Here is a 26,284-nt window from a genome sequence, read left to right as displayed (position 1 = left end):
GGCGAGCACCACCCTTCCTGGGCGAGAGCGATGTCCGCTCCGCCGTCGGTATGCCGACCGAGTACTTCCCCGGGTCGCGGCCGGCCCTGGACAGCGCGGGTCCGGTCCCGCCGAGCAGAGGCTGCCGCAGGTGGAGGAGGACCGGCTCGGTCCGTTCCGGCTTCCGTGAGCCACAAGTCTGCGGGGCGCCGCGAAGTTCTCACGGTGCCCCACAGGCTGTTGTCGCGTGGCCGTCGCCTACGCCGTCGCGGTCTGCGCGGGCTCAGGCCCGGTCTTGGCGGCGGGCACCGCTCGGCGGCGGGCGCGCGCCAGGAGGCCGTGTTTCGGGGCGAGGCACCAGGTGAGGGCGAAGAGGCCGGTGAGGACGACGACGATGGAGCCGCCGGCGGCCAAGTCGTAGGCGTACGACACGTACAGTCCGCCCAGGGTGCCGGCGCAGCCGATGCCGGACGCCAGAGCGGTCATGACGCCGAGCCGGTCGGTGAGCATGCGCGCGGTCGCCGCCGGGGTGATGAGCAGGGCGAGGACGAGGATGTTGCCGACCGCCTCCAGGGACATGACGATCGTCGTCGTCACCACGATGTAGAGCACCAGGTCGAGGCCGAAGACCGGCAGGCCGGCGGCGCGGGCGGTCTCGCGGTCCAGGGTGACGGCGATGAGTTCCTTGCGCAGGAGGAGCACGACCGTGACGAGGACGGCCCCGACGGCCGCCACCGTCCAGACGTCCTCCGGGCCGACGGCGAGGACCTGGCCGAAGAGGAAGGAGGACAGGTCGGTGGTCCAGCTGTCACGGGTGGACACGAGGACGATGCCGAGGCCGAAGGCGAACGCGAAGAAGACGCCGATGACGGTGTCCTCCTTCAGCCTCCGGTTCTGGGAGACGAAGGCGATGAGGACGGCGGTGGTGATTCCGGCGGCGGCTCCGCCGAGCAGCAGGTTGCCCTCCAGGGCGTAGGCGAGCGCCACCCCGGGGAAGGCGGAGTGGGCGACGGCGTCGCCGATGAAGGCCATGCCGCGCAGGACGACGTAGACGCCGACGACGCCGCAGACCAGGCCGACGACGGCGGCGACCGCGAAGGCGCGCTGCATGAAGGGGAGTTCCCAGGGGCCGATCAGAAACTCGATCACGCCGCCGCCTCCGTCTCCGCGCTCCGCTGCCGTGGAAGGGTGGCGCGGTCGAGGCCGAAGGCCCGGAGCATACGGTCCGGGTCGGACAGCAGTTCCGGGCCGCCCTCCGCGACCACGGTCCGGTTGAGCAGGACGACGCGGGTGCAGGTGCGGGCGGCGGCCGCCAGGTCGTGGGTGGTCATCAGCAGGGCGGTTCCGTCCTCGGCCAGTCGGCCGAACAGGTCGTTGAGGAGTTCCTGCGTGGGGACGTCGACGCCGGTGAACGGCTCGTCCAGGAGCAGGATCCGTGGTTCCGCGGCCAGGGCACGGGCCACCAGGACGCGTTGGCGCTGGCCACCCGACAACTCGCCGATGGGCCGGCGCCGCAGGTCGGCGAGGCCGGTGAGCTCCAATGCCCGGTCCACGGCCGCGTGGTCCTCCGCCGTCGGCCTGCGCAGCCAGCCGATCCGCCGGGTACGGCCCGACAGGACGGCGCCCGCGATGCCGACGGGGAAGTCCCAGGCGAACTCGTGCCGCTGGGGCACGTAGCCGATCAGCCGGCGGGCCTCCGAGACCGGCTGCCCGGCCACGAGAACGCGGCCGGCCGCAGGCGGGGTCAGGCCGAGGACGGCGCGCAGCAGAGTCGTCTTGCCGGCGCCGTTGGGTCCGATCAGCCCGACCAGTTCCCCGGCACCGACGGAGAGGTGCGCGTCCTGGAGGGCGACGCGGCCGCCGAGGACGACGGTGACGTCTTCGGCCCGCAGTACGGGGTCGCTGCCGCTCATGCCCGAGCTCCGTTCCGCTGCTCCCGGCGCCGGTTCATCACGACGAGGGCTGTGCCGGCGGCGGCGAGCGCCACGGCGCCGCCGCCCAGGACGGCGACGTCTTCGGCACCCGTGGCGGCCATGGAGCCCGAGGTGCCCTTGCCCGCCGCCCTGCCGTCGTCCGCGCCGTTCTCCGTGCCGTTCTCCGCTCCGTTCTCGGGCCCTCCGGACGCGGAGCCGCCGTCGTCGGAACCGGGCTCACCGTCGGGTCCCGAGGACGATCCCCCGGACCCGGACCCGGACCCGGACGGGCTGACGGCACCCGGGGCGGTCTCGTCCCCGACCACGAACGTGAAGGTCTCCGTGTCGGTGGAGGCCGAGCCGTTCGCCAGGGTTCCGGTCATGGAGAGGGTCAGCCGGTGGACGCCTTCACCGCCGAAGGCCCAGCCGCCGTGCGCGTGCGTGTTGGCCGGCACGTCGATGGTGTCCGGTACGCCGTCCTTGCTGTTGAACAGCACGGTGGCGCCTGAAAGTCCGTCGTAGGTGTACAGGGCGAAGCCGCCGGGTCCTTCGGCCTTGGTCAGGTCGAACTTCACGCCGCCCTTGAGGGCGCCCGCCTCGACGTTGTCGGTGGACCAGCCGGGCCACAGCAGACCCTCCTGCTGGACCTGGTCGAGCAGCCAGACCGGCTCGCCGGCCTTGCCGAGGAAGGAGAAGGCCTCCCCTGCCGGGATCTGCTTCCTCGCCGCGGACTTGACGTGGAGCACGACCGAGGAGGGCTCGCGCCACGTCGTCTTCCCTGGGACCGTGCCGTCCTTGACCTGGATCTGCAGCGTCCCGTCGACGACCCGGGCGGCGATGTCGAGGTGCCCGTCGTCGAGGACCTTCTTCTCCGTCGCGGCCTTCTCTTCGACGCTGTTCTCCGTCGCGGCGTTCTCCTCGGCGGTGTTCTCCGTCGCGGCCGTCGCCGAGACAGGCGCCGCCTCGGCGGCCTGCGCGCCCAGGAGCAGGTCGCTCCGTTCGCGCGGGGCCGGCTCCGCGAGGGCCAGCTCCACGGGGGCCGGCTCCGCGAGGGCCGGCGGCGAGGAAGGGGACGTCGAGCCGGACGGGTCCGGCGTCGGGACCGGGGCGGGGAGCGTCGTGATGGCTGCGTCCCCCACCCGTACGGTCAGCGTGGTCGTCCTGCGGGCCGGCTCCGTCTCCCCCGATGCGTGGGCGAGGGTGAGCCGGTACGTGCCCGGGGTGGTGAACGCCCAGCGAGCGACGGGGCCGGTCGTGTCGGCGGTACGAGGCGGGATCGCGTACCCGTCCTCGGGCATCCCCTCGGCATCGCCGCTGTGCACCAGCGGTTCGGGAGCCTCGCCCTCCTCCCCCGCCCGGTGGACCACGAGGGCGCCCGGGCCCTCGACGCCCGTGAGGGTCAGTCCGGCGGTGTCGACGGGCTCCTCGATGTCCCATACCCGCGCACCCGGCGCGCCCAGGAACGCGAATGCGGCTTCGTCCGGCACCACCACCTGGTGTGTGTCGTCGACGTCGACCACCGGACCGGTCACCGGCGCGGTGGGTGAGAGCGGTGCCTCGGGTGCCGTCGTGCCGGCCGGGCCCGGTTCGTCGGGGGCCGCGACGGCCGCCGCGGCCGGTGTCAGCATCAGGGCCGTACCGAGAGCGCAGCCCAGCGCGATCCGGCCCGCCGTCCCCCTCGTCCCCCTCGTCCCCTTCTTCCGTACGCTCGTCATCAGGCCTTGCTTCCCTTTCCACCCAGGCAGCGGGCGAGTTCGTCGGCGTTGTGGCGCATCATCCCGACGTAGTCGTGGACCTTGTCGTCGAAGGAGTCGCCGTAGATCGTGCAGAGACCGACGCCCTCGTCCTGGGCGACTCGGCGCAGAATGTCGGCGCGTGCGGCAAGGTTGGGTTCGAGGAAGACTGCCGGGACCTTCTTGTCCCGGATGGTGTTGCGCAGCTTCTCGACCTCGGCGGCACTCGGCTCCTGGTTCGGTACGGGGACGACGAACCCGGCGACCTCCATGCCGTACGCCTTGGCGAGGTAGCCGAAGGCGTCGTGCGTGGTGATGAGCTTGCGGTTGGCCTTGGGGACGGTCGCGAGCGTGGCGGCCATCTCCTTGTGGAGGGCCGCGAGCCTGCTCAGGTACGCCTTGGTGTTGCGCTCGTAGACGGCTTTGCCGGCGGGGTCGGCCTTGGTGAGTTCGGCCTGGATGCGGCGGGCGTACGCCTCGGCGTTGGAGACGTCGCCCCAGGCGTGCGGGTCCATGTCGCCGTGGACGTGCTTGCCGATGACGGCCTGCGGGAGGACCCAGATGTCCTGGCCGGCCGTGCCGAGGAAGCGGTACTGCGGCTCCCTGGGCACCTGCTGCTTCGCCCGGTCGGGCACGTTCAGCGCCACGGCCGTGCCGTCCATGCGCACCCGTTCGCCGGTGACCTTCTCGTCGGTCCGTACGTAGACCGTCTTCTGCTGAGCGTTGAGGGTGAGGTCGGCGTGGCCGCCGTCGAGGCTCTTGCGTCCGGCGGCCGCCTTGTTGTGGGCGGCGCCGCCGACGGTGAAGGTGACAGTGCCCTGACCGGCGTCCGTCTTCGCTCCGTCCAGGGCCTCGACCTGGCCGCGTACGGTCAGTTCGTACGTACCCGGCTTGGTGAAGACCCAGTTGACGTGGGTGTGGGCCTCGGGCGGCAGGGTGAAGGAGTCCTTGGCGTCGAGGCCGTCGGAGGAGTCGATGTAGCTGGTGGGGTTGCCGAGCGTGTCGGTGAGGTAGACGTGCAGGTCCCCCGGCCCCGTGAGCTTCACGGCGGTGGTACGGACGTGGGCGCCGTCGCCGGCGACCTCGCCCTCCACGGCCCAGCCCAGCCACAGCACGTCGAGACCGAGGTCCTCCTCCAGCTTCATCACGGTGCCGCCGAACTGCTCCAGCCTGCCCGCGATCTCGACCTTCGGCGCACCCTTGCGGGCGTTGTTGTGGATCATCTTCATGATTCCGGGCTCCTCCAGGAGCAGCCCGTTGGAGAAGACGATGTCGGCCCGGGCGACCTTGGCCGTGTCGCCCGGGCTCGGCTCGTAGGAGTGGGGATCGCCGTGGTGCGGCACGATCGAGGTGACGTCGACGCGCTCGCCGCCGACCTGGCGTACCAGGTCGGCGATGATGCCGGTGGTCGTCGAGACCGTCAGGGCGGCGTCAGAGGTGCCGGGGCCGGTGGCCGAGCAGCCGGCCAGCAGGAGGGCACTGACCAGTGCGAGTGCGGTTCTTCGTGGTGCGGTGCGCACGACGGAAACTCCTTGGTGGGTACGGAGGACCGGCTCCGGGAGCGGGAGGGACGGTTGTGAGCCCCCGGAGCCGGTGGTCATGGGGTGGTGGCGGACGCTTCCTCGGGGGTCCGGCGTCGTGCCACCAGGAAGGCCACCACCCCCGCGCCCACGGAGGCGACCGCCAGGCCGACGGGCAGCAGTGCGGGGGCGCCGGTGGAGGCCAGCCGGCCGCCGGTCGACCCTCCGGTGGCGTCGCCGCCGTTCCCGGCTCCGCCCGCTGTGCCCGTGGTGCCGGTGGACGTGTCCGGTGGGCCGGCCGTGGCAGTGGTGGCCGGTGCGGACGGCGACCCGGACGGGCCGGGCTCGGACGGGCCGGAGTGGGACGGTCCGGGCTGGGGCGCGGACGCGGTGCCGGTCGGGGTCCCGGTGCCGGTCGGGGTCCCGGTGCCGGTCGGGGTCGCCGTGGACGGGGCGGTCGTGGGGGGCGGGGCCGTCGTGGGGGCGGGGGGCTCGGTTCCCCGCCCCGGCTTCACCGTCGTGGGATCGACGGATCCGACGGCCCAGGCGATCGTCGCGGTGTCGCTGACCTTCGTACCGTCGGTGAGTGTGGCGGCGACGGTGAAGGTGGCGCGGTAGACGCCTTCCTGGGTGAAGGCCCACGCGGAGTGGGAGTGGCTGCCCGCGGTGTGCTCGAACGCGTCGGGGAGCCCGTCGCCGCTGTTGACGAGGATGGTGCTGTCCATCGAGTTGTCGTTGACGATCGCGAGGGTGCCGGGGCCCTGGAGGGAGTCGACCCGGTAGGTGACCCTGCCTCTCACCTGGGTGGCGGGGAGTCCTTCGGTGTTCCAGCCAGGCCAGACGAGTCCGGCGAGTTGGCTGGAGGGGAGCCACCACACGGGGTCGCCGGGGGTGCCGAGGAAGTCGTAGGCCTCGGTGATGCGGCGCTTGGCGGCGGGCTTCACGTGGATGACGACGTCGTCGGGCTCGTGCCACCGGGGGCTCTGGGGTGTGCCTTCCTTGATCTGGAAGGCGAGTCCGCCGGCTTCCACCGGGCGGGCGGCCAGGTCGATGTGCCCGTCGTCGATGACGGGCACGGTGGGTGCCGTCGTGGTCGGTGTCGGGGCGGGCGTGGACGGGGTGGTGGTGGGGCTGGTGGGCGTGGGTGTCGTCGGCGTCGGTGTCGGTGTCGGTGTGGTGGTGCCGTCACCGGGCCGTACCTGCGTCGGGTCCGTCGAGCCGACGGCGACGGCGAGGGTCTCGGTGTCGCTGACCTTGCTGCCGTCGGCCAGTGTCGCGCTCACGGTGAGGGTGAGCCGGTGGACGCCTTCGGCGGCGAAGCCCCAGGTGGGCGCGAACCGGCCGGTTCCCTGCGGCAGTGCGAAGGAGCGGTACGCGGGATCTTCGCTGTTGAGGTGCTGAACCGGCTCCTGATCCGACCACTCCATCTCTTCGGTGAAGGTGTAGAGCGCGAACCGCCCCTCCCCCTGGGCACGGTCGAGCGTCACCTCGACCGACTGCGCCCCGGGCGGCCCCGTCCAGCCGGGTGTCAGGGCGAAGATCTCCTTCGCGTGACGGCCGTTCAGGAACCAACCGTAGAGCCCGTCACCGAGGATCGGGTTGACCGGCGAGATGATCGATTCCTTCGCCTCGGGCACCACGTGCAGCACCACGTCCGACGGTTCGCGCACCACCGTCGCCGCGCCGGTGCGGTCGGCGATCCGCAGGTCCAGCCGGCCGTCGGCGAGCTGGGGCACGAAGTCGATGTCGCCCTGGGCGAGCACCACCGCTCCGCCTTCGGCGTGGGCGGTCCCCGTACCGGCGGCGACCAGTCCGGCCGCCGCGGCGAGCAGCGCCGCGGCCAGGGTGCCGGCCGTCGCCGCGACGGCGCGCCGGCCGTGTGTCAGGACGCTCATGGTCCTGCCTCCTTGCCAAGGCGGTGACCCGCCCGCGCGGCGGGCACGGGCGGGTCACCGCGGTCGGTGGGCCGGTCAGTTGGAGACGGTGAAGGTGTACGTGGCCGTGGCCGACTTGGCGACGCCGCCGACGGTGCCGGTGACGGTGAAGTTCACCTTGTAGGTGCCGGGCTCCTCGAAGGCCCAGTTGGCGTGGTCGTGTCCGCCGACGGCGAAGGTCTTGTTCTTGTACGAGGTGGTGGTGCCGCTGTCCCAGTAGCGGTCCACGGACGTGCCGTTGACCTTGTAGACGCTGAAGTCGTCGGTGGCGACGCCGTTGCGCGTCACGGTGCCGAGCTTGTACTGCACGGTGTTGTTGGCGAACACGCCGGTGGCCAGGTGCTCGGTGGAGATGCCGGGCCACAGGATGTTCTTGGCGGTCGCCGCGGCCTCGTCCTGGGGCAGGACCCAGACCTGGGCGCCGGTGCCGAGGAAGGCGTACTGCGTGCCGGACGGGCGCGCGACCTTGGCCGCGGCCGGTACGGAGAGGACCGCGTCGGCCGGGTCGTACTCGACCGCGTTGGTCTCGTCGTGCACGTGCAGCGCGAAGGCAGCGCCGTCCCACTCCGCGTCGAGGACGTCGACGTGACCGTTGGAGATCGTGGTCGCGGCGAACGCGGAACTCTGGAGACCGGCCACGGCGAGCGCGGCGGCGGCCACGCCGGTGACAGTCAGCAGGCGCTTACGGGTGTGCAAAGCAACCCCCCATGGGTCATGTCCATGTCCGTCATGGAACACCGAGACGATAATCATTTTCGTTAAGCCATCGCAACTCCCGTCCCGCCACCCCGCCACACGGGCGCGGCACATGTTGCACATGGATTTCATTACTATCTAAGCTGGCCAGTCATCCCCAGCCTCACGAGGAGACAGGAGGACATGGCGTGAGTCGGGCTGAATCCGGGCCGCGGACGCAACCTCAGCCCGGCGCGTGGAGACGTACGACCCGTCAGCGCGAAGCCGTGCACACCGCCTTGGCGCACTCACCCGACTTCGTCTCGGCCAAAGCTCTGCACGCGTCGCTGGTCGCGACAGGGGTGCCCACGGGCCTGACCACGGTGTATCGCGTGCTCCAGGCCCTCGAACGCGCCGGCCAGGTCGACATCGTCCGCGACGAGGCAGGGGAACGTCTGTACCGGATCCGCTCCGCCGGCGGGCACCGCCACTACCTGATGTGCCGCGACTGCGGCCGCAGCCATCCGGTCGACACCGAAGTCGTCGAACGCTGGGTCGCCGACGTACCGGCCGCATCCGGCTTCAGCGACATCCACCACACCCTGGAACTCACGGGCGTCTGCGCAGACTGCCGACGCCCGTCGGCAACCGCCTGCTGAGTGCGGCGACGGGGCATCGCGCGCGGCGATCCGACTTCGGTCACGGCCGGGAGCCGATGCCGCTCCTTCCGGCGAATCCGAGCGTGGGCTCAGTCGCCGGTCGTGCATCGCTGGGCGGGTGGTGCCGGATCCGGCGCTCACCCGCTCCCTGGACGTGATCCTTCTCGCCCGGGGGCTTGGGTGTGCCGCAGCCGACCGTCACCACGCAGGAGACGGGAGCGGTCGGCCTCGGCGGCGCGGGCGAGGAGCGTGTCCAGGTCGGCGTCGGCCGAGGCGGTGACGATGTCGGTTGCCAGGGTCCGACGAAACGCAGATTCGTGAACAGGCGCTGCGCGGAGGCGGTCGCGCCGGTGAGGGCCAGGGGAATTCCGAGGTGGTCGCACATGCGGTGTGCGCGGACGACGGCGCTGAGCATGGCGGGGGTGGGCTCGCCGGCCGGGGTGCGCACGGTGACGCGGCGGGGGTGGTGGGTGTGGGCGGCTGCCTCGATCTCCAAGGCGGCTGCTGCTCGGTCGGTGGCGGCGAGCTGCTCGTGCACGGTCACGAAAAGGGTGCTGCCGTCGGCGGCGTGACTGATCGGCATGCCGGCCTCCCGCTCGCGCGTCTCGTACCCGGTGGACTACGGGAGGCGGATGTACGGCGCCCGTCGCTGACCCGCCTGATTTCGGGGCCGTCCCGGCATGTCGTCACACCGGTCGTTCCGCTCCTCGCGGCCGTCTCGACCAGCGCCTGATCGTCGAGCACCCGGTTGGCGGCCTTCAGCCCGGAGGGGTTCGTCAGGTGTCCGTACCGTCGCTCTGACCGCTGTCCGTACCGCGGAGTGCGTGGCGCTGGACGAGCCGGTCGATGTCACGTGCGGTGATGATGCCCGCCAGAAGCCCGCCTTCGGTCACGAGGATCCGTGTGCCGCTCCTGCTCGGGCGGACCTTTTCGAGGACGTCTTCCAGGAGGTCGCCAGGGGTGCAGGTGGTGCACTGCGACAGCGGGGTCGCAATGTCACGTACGCGCGATGTCCCGCGCTGCGTCACGGGGATCTTCGCGAGGCTCGGCAGGTCGACCAGGCCGCTGGGGCGGCCTTCGAAGTCGATGAGGGGCAGGGCGGAATGGCGGGTCCGCAACGCGACCTCGTCCACGCAGCGTTCCACGGTGAGCCAGTCGGGGCAGGTCTCCACGGGGCTCGACATGGCGTCGGCCGCCCGTACCCCGTGCAGGGCCGCGGCCACTTCGGTCTGGCGTCGTTCCGCGTTGGCGACGATGAGGACGAAGAAGCCGATGATCATCGACCACAGGCCGCCGAGGGCGCCGCGCAGGACGAGGAGCCAGCCACCGGCGATCAGCAGGAAGCCGAGCACCTGGCCACTGCGCGCGGCTGCTCGTTCGGCCCGGTCCCGGTCTCCGGTACGCCACCAGATGACCGACTGCACCACCCGCCCTCCGTCGAGCGGCGCGGCGGGCAGCAGGTTGAACACCCCCAACAGGAAGTTCACCCATGCCAGCCACACCAGGACGGCCGCCGGTACCGCCCAGCCGAACAGCGCGTTCAGCCCGAGGCCCGCACCGAGCGCCACCCCGCCGACGACGAGGCTGGTGACCGGCCCGCCCACGGCCACCAGGAAGGCCGCGCCGGCCGTGCGCGGCTTGCCCATCTGGGTCATCCCGCCCAGTGCCCAGAGCGTGACGTCCTGGACGGGGATGTCCTTCCTCCTGGCGATGGCCGCGTGCGCGGCCTCATGGGCCAGGAGACTGCCGATGAGCAGCAGGGACCCCACCAGCCCGGCGATCGTGTACACGGCGTTCGACCGGTCCGGGAGCCAGGCGGGGAGCGTCTGCGCTCCCAGGCTGTACCCGAAGAGGAGCACGAGCAGGGGCACGGTCCAGTGGATGCGCAGCGGTACGCCGAGAACCCGTCCGATCCGTACCGAGCCGTTCATCTCCGTCTCCCATTGGTTGAAGCAGGCCGCCCTCCGCCCGAGCCGGCAGGCCCGCGAGGCACTTCCGGTGACCGGACCGGTACGGTGACCGCCTGCTCAGAGCGCTGCCGGGCCGGTGCCCGAGGGCCCACCTGCGGGAGCGCCGGGAACTACGGACCGCGGCGTCGGCGGCGAAGCACCGCGCCCGCTACCGATCAGAGCGGCGACCAGCCGAGAGCCGCCTGGTCCGGTGTGCGTGGTCAGGCGAGTCCGACGCTTCTCCGGCTCCTGGTGGTGCGGAACAGCCGGAGGGCTCCGGTCAGGACGAACAGCCGGCGCAGCTGGTGGGGTGATCGGGCCGGCGAGGACGAGCCGGTGGTGGCTGAAGCGGGCGGCGGCGAGCGCCTCGTGCCGGCAGGGCATGGTGTCCACGTCGAACTCACCGGTGGCGGACAGCATCACGATGCCCGGTTCGGCGGACGGCTCCCGGACCGCCCAGGTGGCGCCGGCCGGTGCCTGGCGGACCCCCGGGCCTGCGACGGGGGAAGGGGCGGCGTACGTCCGGAGCCGGGTGATCGTTCTTGGTCATCATGGCGGTCCTTCCGCCGGGCGGAACTGCTTCCCGTGATGGATCACCTGCGCACATCCATTGTGTGCCGATGCGGTCATCTGGCCAAAGGCCGGACGGTGCGCTACCCCACCCAACGGGTTCGCGCATCGACGCCGAGTAGCAGCGGGCGACGGCCTCTGGGCCTCCCGGAGCGTCATCGCAACCAAGCGGCCCTGTTCCACCCGCTTTGCCCGTGGGAGGCGACCAGTGCCCGAGCAGTGGGTGCGTAGTACTCGGGGGCTCGGGTAGGCGCCCAGCATGGCTCCCTATCGGGGTGGAGGCGTGGACATGACCCGGTCTGTTCACGGCGTCGTGACCGATCACCCGGTGGCCGTGGGCACGCTGACCTCCTTGTCGGAACCTAACCGACCGCGGTCTCGTCGTGCGTGCCATGGCGGAGGGCAAAGAGCCCGCAGACACCGCGGTCCATGCGGGATGCAGCACCGAACCGGTGACCGTTCGGCCCGATGACGTTCTCGACCATGCTGTCGAACTCATGCGGCAGCACGCAGTGCGACGGTCGACCGTCGCGGACGGCCGGCTCGTCGGCATCGTCACGCTCGGCGACCTGGCGGTCGAGAAGGATCCGGAGACGGCGCCGGAATCCGGTGGAGGACTGGGGCCGCGTGCGTAAGGAGTGGTGCACGATGACGAACCCGCAGACGGGGTCACCCACCCGTCCGTTCCCTCAGGGACCTGACCCGCGTCCCGCGCCTCCCACTCGTCCGTTCCCCGTCGATCCACAGGCGCCGAAGCCCACGCCACAGCCCACGCCTGAGCCGGCACCTCGACCGGCGCCCAAGCCCGGACCACCGGCCTCGGGCTGAAGAGGGAGGGACCGAGCCATGAACACCACGGACGGGAACTCCCACGTGGTGGTGGGGGTCGGCGGCTCTCCGGCGTCGTACGAGGCGTTGCGCCGGGCCGTGCGGCACGCGCGGCTGGCCGGGGCGACGGTGGACGTGGTGGCGGCCTACGACGTACCGGGCGCCGTACGAGGCTCCGCGCCGCCGGTGGCCGCCCTTCGACGAGGACGAGGCCCGGAAGGCCCTCTCGGAAGAGATCCGGACCGTGCTCGCCCAGGTCGGTGACGGGGGTCCGAGCGCGGAGCATGTGGTCCGGAGCGATCCGGCGAAGGCACTGATCGGAGCCTCGGCCGGCGCCGAGTCGCCAGGCCGGCCGGTGCGAAGCGTGGCGAGTTCATCGCACCCACGCCCAGCAGGAGCGACCGAAGACGCCTCACCATGTGGGACACCTCCCGGTCCGGTTCCGCCGCGTCCGGGGGCAGCGCACGGGTGGCCGGCTGCCGACATCATCCACGCGCGCCCGTCGGAGGGAGAGACGGTCATGGGTACCTGGTGGTGTTGGCCGTGTGGTGGCCCCCAGGACACCGAAGCCCGTCCCCACCACCGCGTACGGTGGACGGCGCGGGCCGGCAGGAACGGCGAGGCGACGGACGTCATCCCCACCGTGGGCTCAGAGCAGGAGGTCGTGGGTCCGGCATGGCGGTCTTCGAGCTGATGGGCATCGCCTTGGTGTCGGACGAACTGGGCCGGATCACCGTTCCGTCGGACACGGACGTACGGGAAACCATGGACCTTCCCGCAGGAGCGGTGGTCGGCGTCACCCTGGCCTTCCGGGTCGGCGAGAAAGCAGTCGGGTTGGCCTTCGAAGAGGAACGGTGGCGCGAGGGTCACGTGCTCGCCACGACCCGGAGCACGCTCGGCGGGTTCCGGGCGGGAGGGCCGTACGAGGTCGAGCCGGCGGCCGAGCGGCTTCCCATCGGGCGGGCGCATCGCGGAACCTGCGACGTGACGGGCCGGTTCAGCGGAGATGGTGCTTCAGGTCCGCCGCTTCCTGTGCGCAAGCCCGGCGTGCGGGCGGCGGACGTTCGTCGAGCAGATACCGGGCTTGGCCCGCCGTCATGGCCGGCGGACCGAGCGGCTGCGTTCCACCCTGGCCGCGGTCGGCCTCGCGCTGGCGGGGCGGGCAGGCGCTCGGATGGCCCGCGTGTTCGGGGTGACCGTCAGCCGCAGCACGGTCCTGCGGCTGGTCGACGCGCTTCCCGAGCCGGAGCCTCCGGCCCCGAGGGTGGTCGGCGTCGACGAGTACGCGACCCGCAAGGGCCGCCGCTACGGCACGATCCTCGTCGACATCGGGACGCGGCGCCCGGTCGGCCTGCTGCCCGACCGGGAGGCATCGACGCCGGCCGCGTGGCTGGCCCAGCGGCCCGGCATCGAAGTCGTCTGCCGCGACCGCGCGCCGTTCTTCGCCGAAGGCGCCGCCGCCGGGGCACCGCAAGCCGTCCAGGTCGCGGACCGGTGGCGCCTGTGGCACAACCTCAGAGAGGCCACCGGGCGGACCGTCGCCCAGCACCGCCGCTGCCTGCGCGTTCTGCTCCCTGAAGCACCCGAACCCGAGCCCACACCGGTCCCGGAGGAAGAAACGTCCGGCTCGCCGTGGCCGACCGGCCACCGGTTCGCCGACCGCACCCGCACCACACACGCCACCGTCCACGCACTGCTCAAAACGGGACACAGCCGCCGCGCCATCCAGCGGCAACTCCGCATGACCAGCCGCACCGTCAAGAAGTACGCCGACGCCGCCCAGCCGGAGGACCTCTTCACCGGCCAGTGGCAGAACCGAGCCTCCGTCCTCGACGAGTACAAGTCCTACCTCGATGACCGGTGGAACGACGGCTGTACCCATGCCTGGAAGCTCTGGGAGGAGATCGTGCCGCTCGGCTGCAAGGGGAGCTACCAGCGCGTCCGCGCCTACCTGCACCAGAAACGCGCGTCACCGCATCCCGTGACCGCACGGCCGCCCTCGCCCCGCGCCATCGCCGGATGGATCCTTCGTCACCCGGACGCCCTCTCCGAGGCCGAACAGCTCCGGCTCAAGCACGTCCGGACCCGCCTGTGCCGAACTGGACGCCCTCACCCGGCACGTCCGCTCCTTCTCGACCATGCTCACCGAGCGTCAGGGCGAGCGGCTCCCGGACTGGCTTGACGCCGTCCGGCAAGACGATCTGCCCAGCCTCCACACCCTCGCCGCGGCATCGACCGCGATCGCGACGCCGTCACCGCCGGCCTCACCCTGCCCTGGAGCCCGGGTCCGGTCGAAGGACATGTCAACCGGATCAAGATGCTCAAGCGTCAGATGTTCGACCGCGCAGGCTTCCAGCTTCTCCGCAAGCGAGTTCTTCTCGCTTCATGATCAGGTCACCCGACGCGGGGCGGACCTTACGATCGAGACGTGACGATCACTTACCAGTGGCGGGGCAGCTTCAACAACGCTGCCCTCAACGCGCTACACGCCGAGGGCTTCGGCCACCCGGTCGCTCAGACCGACTGGCGAACACGGCTTGAGCGCCACAGCTTGGGCTGGGTCTGCGCGTGGGAAGAAGACTCCCTGATCGGCTTCGTCAACGTCGTCTGGGACGGTGGAGCCCACGCTTTCATCCTGGACACGGTGGTCGCCCAGCAGCACCGGGCGCAAGGAGTCGGGGCCGCGCTGGTCGCAGCGGCAGCGCGTGAAGCCCGTGCCGCGAAGTGCGCATGGCTTCATGTCGACTTCGAGGAGCACCTGCGTCCGTTCTATTTCGGCGCCTGCGGCTTCAAGGAGACCGCAGCCGGTCTGATTGCCCGGTAACAGCGCAGGTCAAGCGCTCGACGGTACACACGCGACCAGGAGCGGTATCAAGACGCCTGCCAGGTCCCCGACCCGCTCTCGGCTGCCACAGGGAGTGACCGCGTCACACAAGTTGGGCCAGACCCGCGATTTGGCCCCGGGCAGGAACGGTCTGGAGTGGCCCCACCTGCCTGCCGGGGGGGGCGTCAGGCATGAAGATGTCCGTGTGGAGCTCGAACGTCGGTGCCACTGCCTCGGGCTCCGCCTGAGCGCGTTGATGGAACCGCGTCATGACGTACAGATTCACGGCCCGTGCCGCCGGCCTCGCCGAGCGCGAGGATGGCAGCGGCTTCGTCTTGCTGTTCATGGCGGGCGAAGAAGATCCCGACGCCCAAGAGGTCGCTCTGGGAATGGACACCCATTGCCTGGTCACCGCCGGTCAGGGGACCGCCTACGGCTGCGTACGCGAAGCCGTCCTGGAGGGCCGCGTGGACTGCGGGGTCCGGCCCGGTGTCTCACCGCCTGTCATCGTCTGTCGTCCACGAGCTCGTCAGGAAGGCCGTGCGGCGCGGAGGAGGCGCCAGGTGTCGCGGGGGCAACGGCCCTGGGGGGCGGGCCTTCTCGAAGTCCTGGTACGCGACGAGGCGAGGGGGCAGTCCGATCTCCACCCAGTGGTCCCTGCCGGAGACGTGGTCCCAGCCCTGGTTGGGAATGCGGATGTGGTCGTCCCGGTGGTCCTTGTTCTTCGTCGTGATCTGGAGGACCTCCGCGTACCGCCACCGGGCCCGCAGGACGACGCAGTAGTGCGGCAGCGCTCCCCCGCCTTCCCGGAAGGGCACCCTGGCCAGCCAGATCTGGCCGGCGACGGGCCGGTGACGGCGGTTGCGGTCCCACCAGCGCACCACGGCCCAGAAGACGAATCCGGCGGCGCCGGCGGCCAGCGCCGCCGCCAGACCACGGGCGTTCGGGGAAGCCTCCGCGACACGCGGCTCGACCCAGCCCACCACCAGCGTGGCGACGGCCACGAGGGCGACCGCCCTCGCTCCCACCAGCCACCAGACGAAGGCGCGCCCCCGACTGGCCACCCAGGCCACGACGAAGGCCACCGACACCACCATCCCGTACAGGAAAGCGTGCTGGGCGAAGCCCTCGACCTTCTGCGGCGGGCTCTGGGCGTCGAGCACCGCCGCGAACGTGGCCGGCACCGCGAGGAAGTACCCCACGAAGCCCCACACCATGAACAGCCCCATCGCCAGGCATCCCATGCCTGCGGGCGAACCACCTCTGCGCCCCAACACGCCCTCCCCCAGGTCCACTTCTCAGGCGGACCACGGTAGAACACGCGTACAGGACCGGCCACCTCCGCCCCTTCCCCGCCAACCGGCCGCCCTGTGCCGCGCGGCCGGTCCGGGCCCTGCCGCCGAGGCGGTGCTCAGGCCGTCGGCGTACCGGTGCCCCTGAAGGTGCGGCGGTACGCCATCGGTGAGACGCCGATGGCGGCGTGGAGGTGTTCGCGCAGCGAGGTGCCGGTGGCGAAGCCGACCTGGCCTGCGATGTCGTCGACGGCCAGGTCGGTGGTCTCCAGGAGGTGCCGGGCCCGCGCGACGCGCTGCTGGATCAGCCAGCGGCCGGGGCTTGTTCCGACCTCGTCGTTGAAGCGGCGCGCGAAGGTGCGCAGGCTCATCCGGGCGTGCGCCGCGAGCTCCGTCAGCGTCAGGGGCTCGTGCAGGTTCTCCAGCGCCCACTGGCGGGTGGCCGACGTGCCGTTCGCGGACGCCGGGGGCACGGGGTGCTCGATGTACTGGGCCTGGCCTCCGTCCCTCCACGGCGGTACGACGCAGACGCGGGCCACGTGGTTGGCGACGGCGGCTCCGTGGTCCCGGCGTACGAGGTGGAGGCAGACGTCGACGCCGGAGGCGGCGCCGGCCGAGGTCAGTACGTCGCCGTCGTCCACGAACAGCACGTCCGGGTCCAGCGCCACCTTCGGATACCAGGACCGGAAGACGTCGGCGACGGCCCAGTGGGTGGTGGCGGGCCTGCCGTCGAGCAGCCCCGCGGCCGCCAGTACGAAGGCGCCCGTGCAGATCGACACGATCCGCGCCCCGGGACGTACCGCCGCGAGCGCCTCGTCCACCCCCGGCGGGAGCGTGCGCGAGATGCGGGAGAGGTCGAAGGGCGGCAGCAGCACCGTGTCCGCCGTCGAGAGCACGTCGGGGCCGTGTGCCACCGTGACCGAGAAGTCGGCGTTGGTGACGACGGGTCCGCCGTCGACGGAGCAGGTCAGGACTGTGTAGCGGTCCTGGAGCGCGCCGAAGACCCGGCTCGGGATGCCGAGTTCGAAGGGGTACACCCCGTCCAGGGCGAGGACGGCGACACGATGGACGGCCATGGCAGGATCCCGTCGGAAGATGGCATTCATGCCATGGTACGGCCCCGGGGGCTCCGGCGAGGCTGGAACGCATGACGAACCACGCCACGAACCATGCGACGAATCACGCGGCGAGCCGCGCCACCATGCGGGCCATCGGCCAGGACGCCCACGGCACCCCCGAGGTGCTGAAGGAGGTCGTGCTGCCGCGGCCCGCGCCCGGTCCGGGCCAGATCCTCGTCGCGGTCCGCGCCGCCGGGGTGAACCCGTCCGACTGGAAGCACCGCGCCGCCGGTCTCTTCCTGAACCGTCTGCCGCTCGTCCTCGGCTGGGACGCGTCCGGGGTCGTCGAGGCCGTCGGTTTCGGCGTCACCCTGTTCGAGCCCGGTGACGAGGTCTTCGGGATGCTGCCCTACCCGCACGGCGTCGGCTCCCACGCCGAGTACGTGACGGGTCCCGCCCGCGCCTTCGCGCGCAAGCCCGCCGCCATCGACCACGTCCAGGCCGGTGCCCTGCCGCTCGCCGCCCTCACCGCCCACCAGGCGGTCGTCGACACCGCCGCGGTCCGTGCCGGACAGCGCGTCCTGATCCACGCGGCCGCCGGCGGGGTCGGCCATCTCGCCGTCCAGATCGCCAAGTCCCGCGGCGCGTACGTCATCGGCACCGCCAGCGCGCCCAAGCACGACTTCGTGCGCTCCCTCGGCGCGGACGAGGTCGTCGACTACCGCACCGCCGACTTCCGTGACGCCGTCCAGGACGTCGACATGGTGCTCGACCCCCTGTCCGGCGACACCCGCACCCGTTCCCTCGACGTCCTGCGGCCGGGCGGCGTCCTCGTGTCGATCCTGCCGGGCACCGACCCCGACGAGGCCGCGAAGGCCGCCGCCCGCGGGGTCCGTGTCGCGACCCTCCTCGTCGAGGCCGACCACGCCGGCATGAACGCCGTCGCCGACCTGGCAGCCTCCGGGGCCCTGCGCGCCCACGTCGAGGCCGTCTTCCCGCTCACGGACGCGGCCAAGGCGCATGCCTTGGGCGAGACGGGCCGCACCACCGGCAAGATCGTGCTCACCGTCTCCTAGGCCGCGCCTTCCGGGTCATGCCGGGCCCGCGTTCCCGTAACCCGTACGAAGGGGAAGGCGGCTGCCCCTGCCGCGCGGGGTGCTGTCCATCCGCGGCAGGGGCGGCCGCCGGTCTCGAAGCCGCCGTCACGGGGGTGGCGGTGTGCGCGGGGCGGCGGCGTGGAGGTCGGCGAGGAGCTCGGCCTGCCCGGCGAGCACGCCGGAGAGGATCGACCGTGCGACCGCGAGCAGGTCGGCCACCTGGGGGCTGGTCAGTGAGTAGTGCACCGTCGAGCCCTCGCGTCGCGCGACGACCAGGTTCGACCGGCGCAACACGGCGAGCTGCTGCGACAGGTGCGCCGCCTCGACGTCCGTCTCGGCCAGCATCTCCGAGACCGCGTGCTCCCGCTCGCTCAGCAGCTCCAGCACACGGATGCGTACGGGATGGCCGAGCGTCTTGAAGAACTCCGCCTTCAGTTGGTACAGCGGCGCCTTCACCGTGTCCACCGCCCCAGCCCCAGCCTCCGGAAACCCTCCGGGGTGCCGTGCGGTCGTCGCCGTGCCCGCGGTGTCCGTCGTGACCGTCCAGAACTCTTCGTCATGGGGACCATCCTCCCGCTCCGCACCGTCGTGGCGATCAAGGAGGGGTGTGCGGTCTCCCCCGGTCAGCTTCCGGCCGGGGCCGCCGTGGTGCGCGGGCCGGGCCAGTCGTCGCTGCGCCACTCCCGCTGTTCCTCGCCGCCGCCGTGGTGCGCGGCCAGCGCGGCCTCCAGGTCGCAGTGGACCGGGATCGGAGGGGTGTCGCCGGTGGGGACCAGGGAGCCGTCGGCGGGGATCGCGGCGAGTTCCAGGCCGCGTCCCTCCGTCGCGAGGCGGCGGGCCGCCTCCGCGACGGCGAGCTGGCCGCCGGCCGACCAGCCGCGGAGGCCGGTGAGGTCGAGGACGACCGGGCCCGTCCCCCGTGCCAGTGCCCAGCCGACGGCACCGCTGAACCGGCCGACCGCGTCCGCGCCGAGGTAGCCGGACAGGGACAGCACGCCGAGGCCGGGGTGGGTGGTGTAGCGCCATTCGATGGTCATCGTCTTCGCCTTCGTCTTCACAGGGGCGGCGTCGGCGCGTGCCGATGCGGAGGGGTCTCGTCGCCTGCCGTCACGCGGGGTTCACCGTGCCCAGCCGGTGCCCGGTCACGGTCTGCGGGGTGATCCGCAGCAGCGTGTCGTGCGGCCCGTACGCCCAGCCGGGCAGGGTACGGGCGTAGTGGGCGGCCTCGGCGGCGTCCGTGACGGGTTCCGCGGGGCCCGACACCGTGACGCTCCATCCCGTGCCGGCCTCGCTCCGGATCTCCTCGGCCTGGTAGGTGAGGACCGGTCTTCCGGCGAGCGCGTCGGCCTGCACGGGGCAGCGGACGACGAGCCGGCCGTACTCCAGGACGTGGACGGCGGGGCGGACGACCGGCACCTCGCGCCTCAGGTGGACCAGGCGTCCCCGGGCCGTGCCCTGGAGGAGCCACAGCGCCTCCGCGCCGGAGACGTCGACCATGCGGCGGGTCGTGGCGGCTGTCATCGGACGGGCTCCTCGGCAGTGGTGCGGGGCTGCTGGGCGGGGGCGGCGGTCAGTACCCCCGTGCCCTGGAGGTGGGCGCGGGCGCCGGCGATCGCCTCGGGTGTGGTGGCGAACTCCCGTCCGTGGAGACGCAGCAGGTCCAGGGCGCCGACGGAGTCGAGGGCCTGCCGCTGGCCGGGGCGTATCCCGGAGGTCATGACGGCGATGCCACGCCGGTTGAGTTTCTCGACGACGTCCTTGAGCACGAGCGCGCCGGTGGCGTCGACGGTCGTCACGCGGGACATGCGCAGGATGACGACGCGGACGTCGGCCACTTCGGACAGTTCGAGGAGGAAGCGGTGGGCGGCGGCGAAGAAGAGGGGGCCGTCGATCCGGTACGCCACGATGTGCTCGGCGAGCAGCGCGTGTTCCTCCGCGCTGTGGTCGCCCGGCAGGTCCGCCTTGAGGTCGACCTCGGCGAGCCGTGCCTGTCGGGCCACGGCGCGCAGGGCGAGGGCGCCGGCGACGACGAAGCCGATGATCACCGCGTACACGAGGTCCAGGGCGAGGGTGGTGACGGCGGTCAGGACGAGGACGAGGGCGTCGGAGCGGGTGGCCTTCGCCATGGCCCGCAGCGAGCCGACCTCGACCATGCGGACGGCGGTGGCGAGCAGCACCCCGGCGAGGGCGGCCAGCGGGATCTTCGACACCAGCGGGGAGGCGGCGAAGACGATCGCGGCGAGGACGGCGGCGTGGGTCAGTGCCGCGAGCCGGGAGGTGGCGCCGGTGCGGACGTTGACCGCCGTACGGGCGATGGCGCCGGTCGCCGGCACGCCGCCGAACAGGGGCGCGGCCAGGTTCGCGAGGCCCTGGCCGAACAGCTCCCGGTCGGGGTCGTGCTTCTGCCCCACGGTCATGCCGTCGGCGACCTGCGCCGACAGCAGGGACTCCAGGGCCGCGAGCGCGGCGACGGCCATCGCCGGGGCGATGAGCGATCCCAGCTGCGAGAGGTCGACGAAGCCGAGGGAGGGGACGGGGAGTCCCGCCGGGAGCTCGCCGATCGGGGTGGCCGCGTCGAGGTGGAAGAGCTGAGCGACGACGGTGGCCGCGATCACGGCGACGATCGAGAAGGGGATGGCGGGCCGCCATCGGGCACCGCCCAGCATGAGGGCGGCCACGCCAAGCGCCAGGCCGAGGGCGGTCCAGTTCGGGGCCTGGACGAACTCCCCGACGGCGCGCCACGTCACCTCCAGCACCCGCTCGCCCTCGGGTTTGGGGACACCGAGGGCGTGGGGGATCTGCTGGAGGCCGATGACGAGCGCGATGCCGAGGGTGAAGCCCTCCACCACCGAGGCCGGGATGTACGCCATGTACCGGCCGGCCCTGGCCACGGCGAGGCCGATCACGATCACACCGGCGATCAGGCCGACCGTGAGGACCCCGCTCGGTCCGTACCGCGCCACGATGGGGACCAGGACGACGGTCATCGCCCCGGTCGGCCCGGACACCTGCAGGTTCGAGCCGCCGAACAGGGCGGCGACCGCTCCGGCCACCACGGCGGTCGCGAGACCGGCCTCGGCGCCGAGGCCGGAGGAGACGCCGAAGCCGAGCGCGAGCGGCAGCGCGACGATGGCCACCGTGAGTCCCGCGAGCAGGTCCCGGCGGGGATCGCGGCCCATGGCGGCGAAGTCCGCGCGCACGGGCAGCAGGGAACGCAGCCTGCTCAGAACCGTGATCACCGGGCCCCGGCCTGGGTCTCCCGGAGCTCGGCGAGGAGCTCGTTCCGTCCGGACAGCATCTCGGTCAGGATGCGCCGCGCGGCCTGCATCAGTTCCGCGACGTCGCCGCCGGCGAGCGTGTAGACGACGGTCGCGCCGTCCCGGGTCGACGTCACGATCCCGGACCGGCGCAGAACCGCCAGCTGCTGCGACAGTGCCGGCGGCTCCACCTCGATCTCCGCCAGCAGATCCCGTACGGCCATCGGGCCGTCCTGGAGCAGCTCCAGGACGCGGATGCGGACGGGGTGCCCCAGCATCCGGAAGAACTCGGCCTTGGCCTGGTACAGCGGAACCGACACGCTCCCGCCCTCTCCTCGCCGCCTCGCGCGGCGGCGCGAAGGCTCTTGCTCAGCGCTGTGCCCGCGGCTACTTACGGGCACAGCAAACACATCATGTAGCTAATTGCCAAATTATGCAATTCATAGAGATGGGTGGCCGGGTGCGAGGAGGGGGCGGTGGAGGCGCGGTCAGGCCTTCTTGACCACGCTCGACTTGAGCTGCATGGGGCCGAAGCCGTCCACCTTGCAGTCGATGTCATGGCCGTCGACGCCGTCGACGAGCCGGATGTTGCGGACCTTGGTGCCGGCCTTGATGCCGGTGGGGCTGCCCTTGACCTTGAGGGTCTTGACGACGGTGACCGTGTCGCCGTCGGAGAGGACGTTGCCGACCGAGTCCTTGATCACCTTCTCGGCGGACGGGGTGTCCTCACCGGCGGCCTGGGACGAGGCCGCCCACTCGTGACCGCACTCGGGGCAGACGAGGAGGGCGCCCATCTCGTAGGTGTAGGTGCCGGAGCACTCGGGGCAGGGGGGAAGGGTTTCGTTCATTCGACGATGTTATGCCAGCCGAAGCGATGTCAGCCGAAACCGCCGTTTCCGGCTCCTCACCAGGCAACCTGCCGGCGGGGCCTCGATCCCGCAGCGCCTCACCGAGTAGCCTTCTCGGGAGAGAAAGCGAAGGGTCGGTTGCTGAGTACCCACAACTATGCTAGGGAGCCGGGAGCCGATGATGCGCGGGTGTGCGATCCTGCCGTGAGGCGGAGGTGCGCGATGGAGTCCGACGGACGCATCCTGGTCCCGGTGGGGCCCGACGCCGGACGTTGGCGCACTTTCGGTGGCGAGCGGACGCTGGTGGTGGCGGCGCGGACGGTCACCTCGCTCGTCCGGGTCCTGGAGGTCGTACCGGAGATCGTCCATGACGACCCCCGCGTCACCGTGGTCTTCGCCTACGATCCGACCTCGGCCTTCAACGACGGGGTCCTCGATCTGCTGCGCGCCTCGGGCTGTCGCACGCTCCCCTGGTCCCAGCTCGCGGACATCTCGCCGGACCTGCTGGTCTCGGCCTCCGAGAACATCACGGTCCCGCCCGGTGACTACCCGGTCCTGGTGCTTCCGCACGGCGTCGGGTTCCAGAAGCTGGTACCCGACTCCGCCGGGACCGGCACACGGCTGTCGGGGCTGGTCCCGGAGGAGCTGCTCACCGCCCGGCGGGCCTGGCTGGCGGTGTCCCACCCCGACCAGGCCGCGCAGCTCGCGGCGGCTCATCCGGGCACCGCGGGGCGGACCGTGCTCGTCGGCGATCCGTGTCTCGACCGGTTGCGGGCCAGCGCCCGTTGGCGCGAGCGGTACCGGGCCGCGCTCGGTCTGCTGCCCGGTCAGCGGCTGGTGCTCGTCAGTTCGACGTGGGGGGCCGAGTCACTGATCGGCACCCGGCCCGAACTGCCCGCCGAGCTGCTGGCCCAGCTGCCCGCCGACGAGTTCCGGGTGGCGCTCGTCCTGCATCCGAACGTCTGGTCCGCGCACGGCTCCTGGCAGGTGCGGACCGTACAGCGGACCGCCCTGGAGGCGGGGCTGATCGCCGTCGATCCCACGGACGGCTGGCAGCAGGCCCTGGTCGCGTCCGACGCGGTGATCGGTGACCACGGTTCGGTGACGTTGTACGGGGCGGCGATCGGCCGGCCCGTCCTCCTCGGCGCGTTCGGCTCCGAGGCGGTGCCGGGGACGGCCGGGTACGCGCTGCGTACCACCGCGCCGTGGGTGGCCGCGGACCGGCCGCTGGGCGGGCAGGTGGAGGCGGCCCTGTCCGGGCACCGCCCCGATCGGTTCGCCGCGATCGCCGCGGGCGCTTTCGCGGAGCCCGACGCCGCTCTGTCCCGTCTCCGCGAGCTCGTGTACGAACTCCTGGACCTCCTCCCGCAGAAGCCCGTCCCGTCCCGCGGCCCCCGGGCCTATCCGCTTCCGCCGCCCGCCACCGCGCGCGCCCGGTCTTTCCTGGTGCGCACGGAGGTCGTACGGGACGCGGCGGGCGACGTGGACGTACGCGTGCGCCGGTTCCCGGCCGGGGCGGCCGAGGAGTCGGCCGAGGGCGATTCCGCCTTCTGGCACCTGGCCTGCGACATCGACGAGCCGGACACCCGGCTGGTGGAGAGCGCCTCGGTCGTCTGCGTCACCACGGGATTCCACTCCCCCGAGGCGGCGGGCGAGGGCGTCGGCCGTCTGCTGGCCGACTGGCCCGGGGCGCGGATCGCCGCCTTCCCCCAGGAGGACGGCTGCCTGGTGGGGCTGCGCGACGGGCGGACCGTCCACGTCACGGCCCTCGACCGCACGCCCCTGGACGCCGGTACCGCGGCCGCGGCGGTGTACGCCTCGTTGCGCGCCGGACTGCCCCTCCACGGCACGACGCTGACGCTGTGGCACGGTCCGCGCCGCCGGCGTCTCGCGCTGCGGGCTCCGGATCCGTCCCGCGATCAGTCCGCGGTCAGGCGGGCCAGGACGGCCGCCGCCCGGGGGCTGCCGCCCTCCTCGTAGATCGTGAGGGCGCGGCGCAGGGACGCCCTGGCTTCTTCGGGGTCGGTCAGGAGCTCGGCGAGGTCTTCCCGGGCCTGCGCCTCGTAGTGGAACGCCTCGCCCTTCTTCAGGTCGTCGGCCGCCTGTACGAGGGCGGTGACCGCCCCGTCGGCATCGCCCAGCCGCGCCTTCGTCCTGCCGATGTCGGCGAGGGCCCGCGCCGCCATGCGGTGGTCGTCGAGGGCGAGGAGGTCCGCACGCGCCTCGTCGAGCGTCGCGAGAGCGGCCCGGTGGTCGCCCGTCGCGCTCTGCGCGCAGCCCAGGAAGTAGCGGGCGAGCGCCTCGCCGCGCCGCTCCCCGGCCTCGGCGTTGAGGGCGAGCGACGCCCGGTAGGCGTCCGCCGCGCGGGCCGGGTCGTGCCGGTCCCAGTAGCGGCCGAGGAACTCCTGCACGGAGGCCTGGAGGGCGAGGTGCCCGGATTCCACGGCGAGCCGCTCCGCGGTGTCCAGGTGTTCCCTGGCCCGCTCGTCCTGCTCCAGGTCGAGGAGCGGCCTGGACAGCAGGCTGCGCAGCCTGGCCTCCGCCGCCACCGCGCCGTCCCGTCGGGCCGCCTCGATGCCGAGTTCCAGCGACTCGCGCCAGTCCGCGAGATGGCGGTGGTGGAGGAAGAGCACGGTGAACGACTCTGCCGTCTGCCAGACGGGGCGGGCGAAGTCCGGTGCGATAGCGGTACGGAGCACGGCGAGGATGTTGGAGCGCTCGGCCTCCAGCCAGCAGAGCGCGTCGTGGCGGGGATCGTCGGCGGCGGCGAAGGGGCTCGGACCACCTCCTTCCGCTCCGGAGGCCGCGAGGGTCCCGGTGGCACCGGCGGCCTCGGCCGGGTCGGTGATCCTGAGCCGGTCGGCGCGGACGGCCAGGTCCGCCAGGACCGTCAGCAGGCGGTAGTGGCCGAGCACCCGGCCCACGGTCTCCCGGTCCGTGCCGGGCGGGTCCTCGGCCAGGGATGCCTGCCGGGCGTGGAGCCGTACGAGTTCGTGCAGGGCGTACCTGCGGTCCTCCAGGACGGAGAGCAGGCTGGCCCTTTCCAGCACGTCCAGGGCTTCCTGGGCCTCCTCCGTCGCTCCGAGGCCCGCGGCGACCGCCGCCACGGCCGTGTCGAAGCTGAGGCCGGGCAGGTGGCCGAGCGCCCGGTACACGCGGGCGGCGGTGGCGGGGAGGTCGCGGTAGGCCAGTTCGAGAACGGCGGACACGGTGCGCTCCTCGTGGTCGGAGGACACGGCGATACGGCTCAGGCGGCTCTGCTCGTCGGTGAGTTCGGCGACCAGTTCGCCGACGGTCAGGCGCCGGTGGGTCAGCAGCCGGGCACCGCACAGGCACACCGCGATCGGCAGGCCGCCGCACAGTTCGACCAGGCGCCTGGCCGCCTCGGGTTCGTCCGCGATCCGCCGGGGGCCGCACACGGCCGACAGCAGTTCCAGGGCACTGTCCGGGTCGAGGACGTCGAGCTGGAGCAGTGCCGCGCCGTCGAGGGCGAGTTCGCCGAGCCGCCGCGTGCTCGTCGCCAGCAGAGCGCTGCCCTCCCCTTGCGGCAGGAGGGCGGTGACCTGGGCGGGGCGCGTCACGCCGTCCAGGACGACCAGCATGCCGCCCCGCTCGGCCGAGAGGTCCCGGTAGAGAGCGGTCCGGTCCGCGAACCCCGTGGGGAGGTGCGGCTCGTGGACGCCGAGCGCCCGGAGGAAGCCGGCGAGCGCCTCCGAGACGTCCCCGCCGGCGCCTGCCCGCAGGCGGGCGAAGTCGGCGAAGAGCTGTCCGCCGGGGAAGCGCCGGTGGTTGCTGTGGGCCCACTGGCTCGCGGCGGCCCGCTTGCCGATGCCGGGAAGTCCGTTGAGGACTCCGATCGGGCAGCCGGGGGAATCGGTGACGGCGAGGACTTCGTCAAGTTCGGCGAAGGTCCGGTGGCGGTCGACGAAGCGGCGCGGGGGTCTCGGCACCTGGTTGGGACGGCGGCCTCCGGGCGTCGGCACGCCTTGGACCGCGTGGTAGTTGAAGGTGATGGGTCCGTGTACGACGCCCACCTGAGCCAGTTGTCCGTCGACGTTCCCGGCGAGGTGGTTCGTGATCCCGGACGTCACGGGACGCTCCGGTCCGTCGTGCGCGCTCAAGGACCACCACCTCTCGGTTCGCCGGAC

General features: G+C 72.4%; 23 protein-coding genes and 1 pseudogene. 7 read left to right on the top strand and 17 right to left on the bottom strand.

The features are described 5' to 3' along the window. Positions 1 to 237: 237 nt before the first annotated feature. The 6 genes from QK442_RS30520 to QK442_RS30495 form a co-directional block, all read right to left on the bottom strand. Positions 238 to 1,128 carry an anchored repeat-type ABC transporter permease subunit gene (locus QK442_RS30520; protein ID WP_282697323.1) on the bottom strand — a complete coding sequence of 297 codons (891 nt, stop codon included), beginning with the start codon at positions 1,126 to 1,128 and terminating at the stop codon, positions 238 to 240. Next, positions 1,125 to 1,892 carry an anchored repeat-type ABC transporter ATP-binding subunit gene (locus QK442_RS30515; RefSeq protein ID WP_282697322.1) on the bottom strand — a complete coding sequence of 256 codons (768 nt, stop codon included), beginning with the start codon at positions 1,890 to 1,892 and terminating at the stop codon, positions 1,125 to 1,127. Before QK442_RS30515 ends, QK442_RS30520 begins: the two co-directional genes overlap by 4 nt. After that, positions 1,889 to 3,607 carry a TIGR03773 family transporter-associated surface protein gene (locus tag QK442_RS30510; protein WP_282697321.1) on the bottom strand — a complete coding sequence of 573 codons (1,719 nt, stop codon included), beginning with the start codon at positions 3,605 to 3,607 and terminating at the stop codon, positions 1,889 to 1,891. The genes QK442_RS30515 and QK442_RS30510 overlap by 4 nt, the downstream gene beginning before the upstream one ends. After that, entirely contained in the window at positions 3,607 to 5,145 is a 1,539-nt protein-coding gene (locus QK442_RS30505; RefSeq protein ID WP_282697320.1) for an anchored repeat ABC transporter, substrate-binding protein, read from the bottom strand. The genes QK442_RS30510 and QK442_RS30505 overlap by 1 nt, the downstream gene beginning before the upstream one ends. Before the next feature lie 77 nt (positions 5,146 to 5,222). Continuing rightward, positions 5,223 to 7,040 (bottom strand): choice-of-anchor M domain-containing protein, encoded by a 1,818-nt coding sequence (locus tag QK442_RS30500; protein ID WP_282697319.1) that lies wholly within the window; start codon positions 7,038 to 7,040, stop codon positions 5,223 to 5,225. Between the two features lie 75 nt (positions 7,041 to 7,115). Further along, positions 7,116 to 7,775, bottom strand: coding sequence for a choice-of-anchor M domain-containing protein (locus QK442_RS30495; protein WP_282697318.1), 660 nt, complete (start codon positions 7,773 to 7,775; stop codon positions 7,116 to 7,118). A gap of 188 nt (positions 7,776 to 7,963) precedes the next feature. On the opposite strand from QK442_RS30495, the gene QK442_RS30490 reads away from it, so the two are divergent. Further along, positions 7,964 to 8,413: a Fur family transcriptional regulator gene (locus QK442_RS30490; RefSeq protein WP_282697317.1), complete on the top strand. Its 450-nt coding sequence runs from the start codon at positions 7,964 to 7,966 to the stop codon at positions 8,411 to 8,413. A 40-nt stretch (positions 8,414 to 8,453) separates the two neighbouring features. Here QK442_RS30490 and QK442_RS30485 read toward each other — a convergent pair whose 3' ends face one another. After that, positions 8,454 to 8,996, bottom strand: a complete 543-nt coding sequence (locus QK442_RS30485; RefSeq protein ID WP_282697316.1) for a hypothetical protein — start codon at positions 8,994 to 8,996, stop codon at positions 8,454 to 8,456. Between the two features lie 193 nt (positions 8,997 to 9,189). Next, positions 9,190 to 10,344 (bottom strand): site-2 protease family protein, encoded by a 1,155-nt coding sequence (locus QK442_RS30480; protein WP_282697315.1) that lies wholly within the window; start codon positions 10,342 to 10,344, stop codon positions 9,190 to 9,192. 980 nt (positions 10,345 to 11,324) lie between these two features. Between QK442_RS30480 and QK442_RS30475 the strand changes: the two genes are divergently transcribed. The 4 genes and pseudogenes from QK442_RS30475 to QK442_RS30460 form a co-directional block, all read left to right on the top strand. Beyond that, entirely contained in the window at positions 11,325 to 11,567 is a 243-nt protein-coding gene (locus tag QK442_RS30475; protein WP_349239692.1) for a CBS domain-containing protein, read from the top strand. A 1,199-nt stretch (positions 11,568 to 12,766) separates the two neighbouring features. After that, entirely contained in the window at positions 12,767 to 13,942 is a 1,176-nt protein-coding gene (locus tag QK442_RS30470) for an ISL3 family transposase (protein ID WP_282697314.1), read from the top strand. A gap of 246 nt (positions 13,943 to 14,188) precedes the next feature. Further along, entirely contained in the window at positions 14,189 to 14,584 is a 396-nt protein-coding gene (locus tag QK442_RS30465) for a GNAT family N-acetyltransferase (RefSeq protein ID WP_282697313.1), read from the top strand. 269 nt (positions 14,585 to 14,853) lie between these two features. Beyond that, positions 14,854 to 15,048 (top strand): annotated as a pseudogene (locus QK442_RS30460) (hypothetical protein); the annotation flags it as partial. Between the two features lie 30 nt (positions 15,049 to 15,078). On the opposite strand, the gene QK442_RS30455 reads toward QK442_RS30460, so the two are convergent. After that, complete coding sequence (locus QK442_RS30455) at positions 15,079 to 15,813, bottom strand: hypothetical protein (RefSeq protein WP_282697330.1); 735 nt, start codon at positions 15,811 to 15,813, stop codon at positions 15,079 to 15,081. A gap of 182 nt (positions 15,814 to 15,995) precedes the next feature. Further along, the gene (locus QK442_RS30450; RefSeq protein WP_282697312.1) at positions 15,996 to 16,952 is read right to left on the bottom strand and encodes a helix-turn-helix domain-containing protein; all 957 of its coding nucleotides are present in this window, start codon (positions 16,950 to 16,952) and stop codon (positions 15,996 to 15,998) included. Positions 16,953 to 17,077: 125 nt separating this feature from the next. Between QK442_RS30450 and QK442_RS30445 the strand changes: the two genes are divergently transcribed. Continuing rightward, complete coding sequence (locus tag QK442_RS30445; RefSeq protein ID WP_282697329.1) at positions 17,078 to 18,010, top strand: NADP-dependent oxidoreductase; 933 nt, start codon at positions 17,078 to 17,080, stop codon at positions 18,008 to 18,010. A 126-nt stretch (positions 18,011 to 18,136) separates the two neighbouring features. Here QK442_RS30445 and QK442_RS30440 read toward each other — a convergent pair whose 3' ends face one another. From QK442_RS30440 to QK442_RS30415, 6 genes are all read right to left on the bottom strand, one after another. After that, positions 18,137 to 18,487 (bottom strand): metalloregulator ArsR/SmtB family transcription factor, encoded by a 351-nt coding sequence (locus tag QK442_RS30440; RefSeq protein WP_282697328.1) that lies wholly within the window; start codon positions 18,485 to 18,487, stop codon positions 18,137 to 18,139. Positions 18,488 to 18,654: 167 nt separating this feature from the next. Next, on the bottom strand, positions 18,655 to 19,068 hold the full coding sequence (locus QK442_RS30435; RefSeq protein ID WP_282697311.1) for an STAS domain-containing protein: 414 nt from the start codon (positions 19,066 to 19,068) through the stop codon (positions 18,655 to 18,657). Positions 19,069 to 19,138: 70 nt separating this feature from the next. Continuing rightward, on the bottom strand, positions 19,139 to 19,552 hold the full coding sequence (locus QK442_RS30430) for a pyridoxamine 5'-phosphate oxidase family protein (RefSeq protein ID WP_282697310.1): 414 nt from the start codon (positions 19,550 to 19,552) through the stop codon (positions 19,139 to 19,141). Then, positions 19,549 to 21,210: a SulP family inorganic anion transporter gene (locus tag QK442_RS30425; RefSeq protein WP_282697327.1), complete on the bottom strand. Its 1,662-nt coding sequence runs from the start codon at positions 21,208 to 21,210 to the stop codon at positions 19,549 to 19,551. The genes QK442_RS30430 and QK442_RS30425 overlap by 4 nt, the downstream gene beginning before the upstream one ends. Before the next feature lie 56 nt (positions 21,211 to 21,266). Next, positions 21,267 to 21,608, bottom strand: a complete 342-nt coding sequence (locus tag QK442_RS30420) for a metalloregulator ArsR/SmtB family transcription factor (RefSeq protein ID WP_282697309.1) — start codon at positions 21,606 to 21,608, stop codon at positions 21,267 to 21,269. 168 nt (positions 21,609 to 21,776) lie between these two features. After that, on the bottom strand, positions 21,777 to 22,136 hold the full coding sequence (locus QK442_RS30415; protein WP_282697308.1) for a zinc ribbon domain-containing protein YjdM: 360 nt from the start codon (positions 22,134 to 22,136) through the stop codon (positions 21,777 to 21,779). A gap of 222 nt (positions 22,137 to 22,358) precedes the next feature. On the opposite strand from QK442_RS30415, the gene QK442_RS30410 reads away from it, so the two are divergent. Next, positions 22,359 to 24,116: a CDP-glycerol glycerophosphotransferase family protein gene (locus QK442_RS30410; RefSeq protein WP_282697307.1), complete on the top strand. Its 1,758-nt coding sequence runs from the start codon at positions 22,359 to 22,361 to the stop codon at positions 24,114 to 24,116. Here the strand turns inward: QK442_RS30410 and QK442_RS30405 are convergent. Beyond that, on the bottom strand, positions 24,056 to 26,257 hold the full coding sequence (locus tag QK442_RS30405; protein ID WP_282697306.1) for a tetratricopeptide repeat protein: 2,202 nt from the start codon (positions 26,255 to 26,257) through the stop codon (positions 24,056 to 24,058). The two genes, QK442_RS30410 and QK442_RS30405, sit on opposite strands and share 61 nt — an antisense overlap. Positions 26,258 to 26,284: the final 27 nt, after the last annotated feature.

The sequence above is a fragment of the Streptomyces sp. CC208A genome (assembly GCF_030010625.1).
Classification (GTDB): Bacteria; Actinomycetota; Actinomycetes; order Streptomycetales; family Streptomycetaceae; genus Streptomyces.
This window is presented reverse-complemented; position numbering and strand designations above follow the sequence as displayed.

Excerpts from the sequence above, each read along its gene's own strand:
- QK442_RS30515 (WP_282697322.1), bottom strand. The coding sequence starts at position 1,892 with ATGAGCGGCAGCGACCCCGTACTGCGGGCCGAAGACGTCACCGTCGTC.
- QK442_RS30510 (WP_282697321.1), bottom strand. The coding sequence starts at position 3,607 with ATGACGAGCGTACGGAAGAAGGGGACGAGGGGGACGAGGGGGACGGCG.
- QK442_RS30500 (WP_282697319.1), bottom strand. The coding sequence starts at position 7,040 with ATGAGCGTCCTGACACACGGCCGGCGCGCCGTCGCGGCGACGGCCGGC.
- QK442_RS30485 (WP_282697316.1), bottom strand. The coding sequence starts at position 8,996 with ATGCCGATCAGTCACGCCGCCGACGGCAGCACCCTTTTCGTGACCGTG.
- QK442_RS30480 (WP_282697315.1), bottom strand. The coding sequence starts at position 10,344 with ATGAACGGCTCGGTACGGATCGGACGGGTTCTCGGCGTACCGCTGCGC.
- QK442_RS30475 (WP_349239692.1), top strand. The coding sequence starts at position 11,325 with ATGGCGGAGGGCAAAGAGCCCGCAGACACCGCGGTCCATGCGGGATGC.
- QK442_RS30470 (WP_282697314.1), top strand. The coding sequence starts at position 12,767 with ATGGTGCTTCAGGTCCGCCGCTTCCTGTGCGCAAGCCCGGCGTGCGGG.
- QK442_RS30455 (WP_282697330.1), bottom strand. The coding sequence starts at position 15,813 with ATGGGGCTGTTCATGGTGTGGGGCTTCGTGGGGTACTTCCTCGCGGTG.
- QK442_RS30450 (WP_282697312.1), bottom strand. The coding sequence starts at position 16,952 with ATGGCCGTCCATCGTGTCGCCGTCCTCGCCCTGGACGGGGTGTACCCC.
- QK442_RS30445 (WP_282697329.1), top strand. The coding sequence starts at position 17,078 with ATGCGGGCCATCGGCCAGGACGCCCACGGCACCCCCGAGGTGCTGAAG.
- QK442_RS30435 (WP_282697311.1), bottom strand. The coding sequence starts at position 19,068 with ATGACCATCGAATGGCGCTACACCACCCACCCCGGCCTCGGCGTGCTG.
- QK442_RS30430 (WP_282697310.1), bottom strand. The coding sequence starts at position 19,552 with ATGACAGCCGCCACGACCCGCCGCATGGTCGACGTCTCCGGCGCGGAG.
- QK442_RS30425 (WP_282697327.1), bottom strand. The coding sequence starts at position 21,210 with ATGGGCCGCGATCCCCGCCGGGACCTGCTCGCGGGACTCACGGTGGCC.
- QK442_RS30415 (WP_282697308.1), bottom strand. The coding sequence starts at position 22,136 with ATGAACGAAACCCTTCCCCCCTGCCCCGAGTGCTCCGGCACCTACACC.
- QK442_RS30410 (WP_282697307.1), top strand. The coding sequence starts at position 22,359 with ATGGAGTCCGACGGACGCATCCTGGTCCCGGTGGGGCCCGACGCCGGA.